Origin of the sequence: Halomonas sp. OfavH-34-E (genome assembly GCF_024124525.1) — a bacterium.
GTDB classification, from domain to species: Bacteria; Pseudomonadota; Gammaproteobacteria; order Pseudomonadales; family Halomonadaceae; genus Halomonas; species Halomonas litopenaei.
This window is the reverse complement of record NZ_JAMXRY010000025.1, coordinates 72,008-78,903: the sequence shown is the minus strand read 5'-3', so window position 1 is coordinate 78,903 and position 6,896 is coordinate 72,008. Positions and strand designations below refer to the sequence as shown.

The window sequence follows — 6,896 nt, the reverse complement described above, 5'->3', positions numbered from 1 at the left end:
GCGGACCTCGGCATCGGCCGCAACACGGTGCTTGCCGCCATGGACCGCCTGGTGGCGGAAGGCTTCGTCGAGGCGCGCCCGGGGGCCGGGCTATTCGTGGCGTCTTTGGCGCTGCCCGAACCCAGCCCGTTGCCCGGCGCCCCCATCCAGGCGAGCCGCTGGCATTCTCGGCGAGGTCAGCGCCTGCTGGAGAGCTGCGGCGAGATGGAGAGCTCCCGGGATGCCTTCGCCCCGGGCGTCCCCGCCCTCGATCTGTTCCCGCGCGAGGCATGGCAGCGCCTGCTACGGCGCCATCGTCACCAGGCCAGTCTCGACGCCTTCGGCTACGCCACCAACGGCGGGCATCACGCCCTCAAGACGGCACTGTGTGACTACCTGCGTCTATCGCGCTCGGTCAATTGCCAACCACAGCAGATCCTGATCACCCAGGGCGCCCAACAGGGCTTCGAGCTGATCGCCCGCCTGCTGGCCGACCCCGGTGACAGCGTCTGGGTCGAGGATCCCGGCTACGCCGGGGCCAAGGCCTGCTTCAACATGGCCGGGCTAACGCCCGTCCCGGTACCAGTGGACGCCCAGGGCATGCAGCCTGAGGCTCTCGCCCCGGATAGCCCGCCACCGCGACTGATCTATGTCACCCCCTCGCATCAGTACCCCTGCGGCGTGACGATGCCGGTGGCACGGCGCCTCGCCTTGCTCGACTTCGCCCGCCACCACGGCGCGCTGATCATCGAGGACGACTACGACAGCGAATTTCGCTATACCACCGCGCCGGTGGCCTCCCTCCAGGGGCTGGCCGGGGGCGGTCCGGTGCTCTACGTCGGCACCTTCAGCAAGGTGCTCTACCCGGGCCTCAGGCTCGGCTACCTGGTACTTCCCGAGTCCCTGGTGGACGACTTTCGCCGCGCCAACGCGCGACTGCATCGGGAAGGCCAGTACGTATCCCAGTCAGCGCTGGCAGACTTTATCGTCGAGGGACACTTCTCTCGCCACATCGCGCGCATGCGCCACTGCTATCGACAGCGTCAAGCCTGTCTCAGGGAGGCCTTGGCGCCTGCCGTGGAGCAAGGACTGGAACTGTCGGCCGGCCAGGCCGGCATGCACCTGGTGGCAAGGCTCGCCTCGCGGGCACAGGAGCAACGCCTGATCGAGCGCGGACGGCGCGAGGGCGTCACCCTGTCACCGCTATCCGGTCACTACCTGGCACCTGACGCCATGCCTGGGCTGGTGCTGGGCTACGCCGGCTCGACACCGGAGCGGATCGCCGAGGCCGGCGGCTGGCTGGCCAGGGCCTGGATCGATGACAACGCACGATGCGATGGCGCGCCGACGTGACGCGACGCCACTGCACCAAGCTCGCGAGACAGTGGGCAACGACGATGATAGCGGCGAGAACCCTCGCCGCGACGCCATCCTGGACGCCACTAGGCGCTGTCCGAAAAGTCGACGAGCGAAGGTTAGACAAGGCAAAAATCGGTGAAAAAGCGCAGTTTACGGGGTGTAAATGAGCATTTTGATCCGATTTTTAACGCCGTATTACCGAGCGCAGGCACTTTTCAGACAAGCCCTAGGCCGATCTCTGGATATCCCAGACCACCCTGAATCCCTGGTGGGTGGTGGTGGAGTCCGGCGTATTGCTGCTGCGGGCGGCGATGCGATAGCGGAAACAGTAGCTGACGTGGCACAGATGCGAGCCCCCCTTGAGCAAGCGACAGCCCCTTCGCGACTTGCCGAACGCCTGGGCCGATCGTCTCAGCGAGCGAACGACAAAAGGCTCGGCCGTCCACTCCCAGACATTGCCCACCATGTTGAAGAGCCCGTAGCCATTGGGGGCGAAGGCCTTCGCCGGAGCGGTGAACAGATAGCCATCGCGACCGAGATTCTCGTGGGGAAACCGGCCCTGCCAGATATTGCAGGGAAAATACGAGGCGTCATCGGGCTGCCGATCCCCCCAGGGAAAGGGCACATCACCCTGCCCACCGCGCGCGGCATGCTCCCATTCCACCTCGGTCGGCAGCCGCCCTCCTGCCCAGTTCGCATAGGCCTTGGCATCATTCCATGACACATGCACCACCGGATGGTCAGCAAGGCAGGTCGCGGCATCATTGCCCGCGCCGTCGACATCACGCCAGTTGGCTCCGTCCACCCGGCGCCACCACTCCAGTGATTCCACACCCAGGGTGTCACGCACATTGCCTGCTACCTGGCGGTGAAACACGAAGCTCCAGCCGAGGCGCTCGGCCTCGGTCACAAAGCCGGTGTCCTCGACGAACGCCGCAAACTGCGCGTTGGTGACCGCCGTCGCGCCGATCCTGAACGCGGCCACCCGCTTGCGCCGCAGGGGGCCTTCGCCGTCATCGAGAATGATCGGGGTAGCGGTGCCCAGGTAGGCCTTGCCGCCAGGAATCTCGACCGCCCCCTCATCGGCACGCGGAGTGTCCGACCACGGGACCTCGATCGCGGGTGAACGCGAAGCAGCGTCGGCAGAAGGAGAACAGCAGCTGCGGCGGGAAGTGTCATGTATCGAAGTCATGGGCAAACGATCAGATCTCAGTTGGCGCAATGCGCAGCAGATTGGCATGGCGCAGGTCAGCGGACTGCCGCCATGGACTCATGGTGCATCAACCCTTGAAAGCCGCCAAACAGACAGCCGGCCAGGCACAAAGCACCCCGAACTTCTGTTTGACAAACCAGCTCCTCCAATTAATATCTAACAGATAGTTATTAAAAGAAACCCTGATCATGATCAACAAAAACACTGACAACACACCCGCCAGCCTGCGCAAGGCCCACCGAGGCCTGTTTCTGTCCGACATCCAGATGAGTCCGGGCATCTCTCGGGCAGAGCTGGCACGTCGGCAGGGATTTTCCGAGATGGCTGCCACCCGCATCGTGCGGGAACTGGTGGCGGCAGGAATCGTCGAGGAATTCAGCGTCGACACCCCGAAGAAGTCCGTCGGCCGCCCCAAGACCGGCCTGCGCATCGTCAAGGACGGCATCTTCGCCGGCGGCATCACGGTGTCGGCCTACCATTCCGAGGTATCGATCTGCGATGCCAACGGCTCCCCCGTCGCCCGCGCCCATCTCGACGATCCCCCCCTTGCCGACGTGGCAGAGACCGCAAAGTTCTACGCCAGAGCGTTGCACGATCTGATCATCGCGTCCGGGATCGACCAGGACCGCATGGTCGGTGTCGGGGTCTCTCTGTCGGCCCGCACCCAGCCGGAAGAAGGCCGAATCGTCAAATCGGAATATTTTGGCTGGGGGGGAGACGACGGGCGCTTCTGCCGTGAGATTCGAGCCCTGACCAACCTGCCGGTCGAGGTCGAGAATATCTCGAATTCACTGGCGATCGCCGAGATGCGGTTCGGCGCCGCCCGGGATATTTCGGACTTCACACTCATCCACGCCGCCACCTTCGTCGGCGCCAGCGTGGTTTCCGATCATCGCCTGGTGCGAGGCGCATCCGAGGTATCGGGGCTGATCGGTCATTTTCGCGCCCAGACGCGTCCGCTCGAATGCGTCTGTGGCAGAAACGATTGCCTCAACCTGTCGGCCACCGGCTTCGGCCTGCTGTCGCAGTTGGGCAAGCTCGATCATCAAAGGTTCGATCGCTCCAGGCTGTCCTACTACGCCACCTCACTGCTGGCCGCGCTGGAAGACGGCAAAGCCGATGCCCTGGTCCAGCAGGCCGGGGCACAACTGGCACCGGCGCTTGACTGCATCGTGAAATTGCTCGGCCCGCAAAGGGTGATCCTGAGCGGCCATCTCGGCACCAACGAGACCTACTACTCGGCGGTCGAGACGGCACTGAGAAACGACTTCGACTACGGCACGGATTCGGACTTCGAACTGACCAAAGGCACCTTCTCGTCCGGCGACGCAGCGGCGCTGCTGGCGCTGCATGTCTTCTGCTACTCCAACCGGCTTGACTACCAGCGCTTTGCCTAGCGCGCCACCGAAACGGGAGGGTCTTTCCCATGGCTGACAGCGTACAACAAAGGTGTTTGACCAGCGTGATCGCCATGGCGGCGGTCGGTCTGATCGGACTGACACTCTATACCGCCTACTTCGGGGTCTTCCCCGATGGCATCCAGCGCAGCGCGCATCTGCTGATGGTCATGGTGATGGTGTTCGCCATGGCCCTGATCGGCACCGAGTCTGACGCGGGAGCGCGCGCGCCTGTCGGTATTGGGGCACGCCTGTGGATCCTGGCCGCCTTGGCAGGGGCAGTCCTCGCCACCGGCCACCAGCTTTTCAATTTCGACGCGATCAACAGCCGCTATGGGGCGATCACCTCCTACGAGATCGTGTTCGGCGTCATCCTCATCGTTGCGCTGTTCGATGCCTGCCGGCGCACCATCGGCTGGCCGATCGTCATTCTCGCTTCCGTCTTTCTCGCCTATGGCTTGCTCGGTGCCTATCTGCCGGAGCCGCTTGGCCACCGGGGGTATTCGGTCAAACGGGTGATCTCGCAGATCTATCTGGGTGGTGGCGGCATCTTCAGTACGCCACTCGGGGTCAGCGCCACCTTCGTCACCGGTGTCGTGGTGCTCGGCGCCTTGCTGGAGAAAACCGGCGCGGGTCAGGTCATGATGGACTTCGCCACCGCACTGACCGGCAAGATGCGAGGTGGGCCAGCCAAGGCCGCCGTGGTCGGCTCGAGCCTGATGGGCATGATCTCCGGCACCGCCGTGGCAAACGTCCTGACAACCGGACCGATTTCGATCCCCTTGATGCAGAAGAGCGGCTATCGCAAGGAAGCCGCCGGCGCCATCGAGGCCGTGGCCTCGACCGGGGGCCAGTTGATGCCGCCGGTGATGGGTGCGGCGGCCTTCATCATGGCGGAGTTCACCAACACCTCCTACCTCGTCATCGCCAAGGCCGCCTTCCTCCCCGCCGTGATCTTCTACGCGGTGCTGCTGGCGATGGTCCATTTCGAGGCGGCGCGGCGCAATATCCCGGTGCAGCACGTGGCCGGCACCGTGACCAACTGGCGCAGGATCCTGAAGCACTCCTACCTGCTGCTTCCCCTGCCGGTTTTCGTGAGCATGCTGCTCAACGGCTATTCCATCATGCTCTCGTCCTTCTGGGCGATCATTGCCTCGTCACTGATCAGCTATCTTGACCGGGCGACGGCGCTGACACCTCGCCGTCTCGTCGACACCTGCCTGGCGGCGGCCCAGGCCGTCATCCCGGTGGCGCTGGCCTGCGCCGTGGCGGGGGTGATCATCGGCATCATCACCCTGACCGGCATCGGGCTGAAGTTCTCGAGCCTGGTGGTGATGCTATCGGGTGGCTCCCTGCCCCTGGCGCTGGTACTGACGATGCTCACCTGCATCATCCTCGGCATGGGCCTGCCGACCGCCGCCGCCTATATCCTGGTCGCCACCCTGGTCGCCCCCGCCCTGGTCGACCTGGGCGTCGGTCTGCTGGCGGCTCATCTGTTCGTGCTGTACTCGGCCATGCTGTCGTCGATCACGCCACCGGTGGCACTGGCTGCCTATGCGGCGGCCTCAATCGCCAAGGGCAACCCTCTCAAGATCGCGGTCCTGGCCTGCCAGTTCGGCATGGCGGCCTTCGCCGTGCCCTACTTCTTCGTCTACGACCCGGCAATCCTGGGCATCGATGTGACCGTGCCCCAGGTGGTGCTGTCGTTCATCACCGCCATCGCCGGCGGGATCTGCGCCAGCGCCGCTATGCTGGGCCACTTCAGCCGGCGCCTGCGCCTGTTCGAACGCCTGGCATTTGCCTTGACCGCCACCCTTTTCATGAACTCCGACTGGCGCTTCGACCTGGCCGCGCTGGTCCTCCTTGCAGCACTCGTCGTCTGGCTCATGCGCAGCACCCTCCCGGCGACGGAGACAGAAAGCACGACCGGGACCGCCCCGGCTTCAACAACAACTAAGGAAACCTCCCATGAAAAACACTCTTAAAGGTGCGCTTGCCGCATCCTGTCTACTGGTGCTTCCAGTCGCGGCCAAGGCCAGTGACTACCTGTCCATCGGTTCCTGCCCGGTACCCTGCACCGCCTATACCTGGGCCGCCGGCGTCGCCGACGTCATCAACAGGAACGTCGAAGGGGTGCAGGCCACCGCCGAGGAAACCAAGGGCTACATCGCCAACATCCGGCTGATGCAGAACGGAGAGATGGAAGCCTCGCTGGCGACCTCACTGTCGGCCTATGAAGCCTACACCGCCACCGGCAACTACGAGGGCACGGAGCCCGGCAAGATCATGGCCTGGATGTCGATCGCTCCGGTCGCCATGCACATCCTCACCGTCGAGGGCAGCAGCGTGAATACGCTCGAGGACCTCAAGGGCAAACGCGTCGGCATGGGCCAGCCCGGCGGGACCTCGATGCTGGATGCCGACCTGCTGATGGAACGTATCGCCGGCGGGGACTATGAGCCCTTCCGTGTGCGCCTTGGCGACATGACCGACATGCTGAGCGACGGCAACATCGACGCCGCCCTGTGGAACGGCTCCTTCCCGTTGCCTCCGGTCATCCAGCTCGCGGCCCAGCGCGACCTCAAGCTGATCCCGGTAGCAGACGATTTCTTCGAAGCGCTGCACGCGGACTACCCGCCCTACTACCGCCTGTCGATCCCCGCCGACACCTATGACGGCGTGACGGAGGACACGCGCACCTATGGCCTGGCCAATGGCCTGGTGATCTCGTCAGACGTGCCCGAAGAGCAGGTCTATCAGATGACCAAGGCGGTGTTCGAGAACCTCGATGACCTGGCCGGCATGCATCCAGCCTTTGCCGCGATGTCGGCAGACACGGTGCTGAACGGGTTCGGCTCGCCGCTGCATCCGGGGGCCCTTCGCTACTACCGCGAAGTCGGCATCCCCGGGATCGAGGAGTTCGTCGCCCGCACCAGCGACGACTGAGC

Annotated in this window: 5 protein-coding genes; 4 read left to right on the top strand and 1 reads right to left on the bottom strand. The window is 64.4% G+C overall.

Features of this window, described 5'->3' with window-relative positions; genetic code table 11:
- The coding region (locus tag NH448_RS12620) for a PLP-dependent aminotransferase family protein (protein ID WP_253028829.1) at positions 1–1,332 on the top strand (1,332 nt) is incomplete at its 5' end.
- Positions 1,333–1,564: 232 nt separating this feature from the next.
- Here NH448_RS12620 and NH448_RS12615 read toward each other — a convergent pair.
- Positions 1,565–2,530, bottom strand: coding sequence for a formylglycine-generating enzyme family protein (locus tag NH448_RS12615; RefSeq protein ID WP_124804873.1), 966 nt, complete (start codon positions 2,528–2,530; stop codon positions 1,565–1,567).
- A gap of 209 nt (positions 2,531–2,739) precedes the next feature.
- Here NH448_RS12615 and NH448_RS12610 point away from each other — a divergent pair, with 209 nt between their 5' ends.
- The 3 genes from NH448_RS12610 to NH448_RS12600 are packed head-to-tail and all read left to right on the top strand — an operon-like array spanning position 2,740 to position 6,894.
- On the top strand, positions 2,740–3,948 hold the full coding sequence (locus tag NH448_RS12610) for an ROK family transcriptional regulator (protein WP_045994002.1): 1,209 nt from the start codon (positions 2,740–2,742) through the stop codon (positions 3,946–3,948).
- A gap of 29 nt (positions 3,949–3,977) precedes the next feature.
- The gene (locus NH448_RS12605; RefSeq protein ID WP_083970539.1) at positions 3,978–5,933 is read left to right on the top strand and encodes a TRAP transporter fused permease subunit; all 1,956 of its coding nucleotides are present in this window, start codon (positions 3,978–3,980) and stop codon (positions 5,931–5,933) included.
- Positions 5,917–6,894: a TAXI family TRAP transporter solute-binding subunit gene (locus NH448_RS12600; protein ID WP_083970540.1), complete on the top strand. Its 978-nt coding sequence runs from the start codon at positions 5,917–5,919 to the stop codon at positions 6,892–6,894. Before NH448_RS12605 ends, NH448_RS12600 begins: the two co-directional genes overlap by 17 nt.
- Positions 6,895–6,896: the final 2 nt, after the last annotated feature.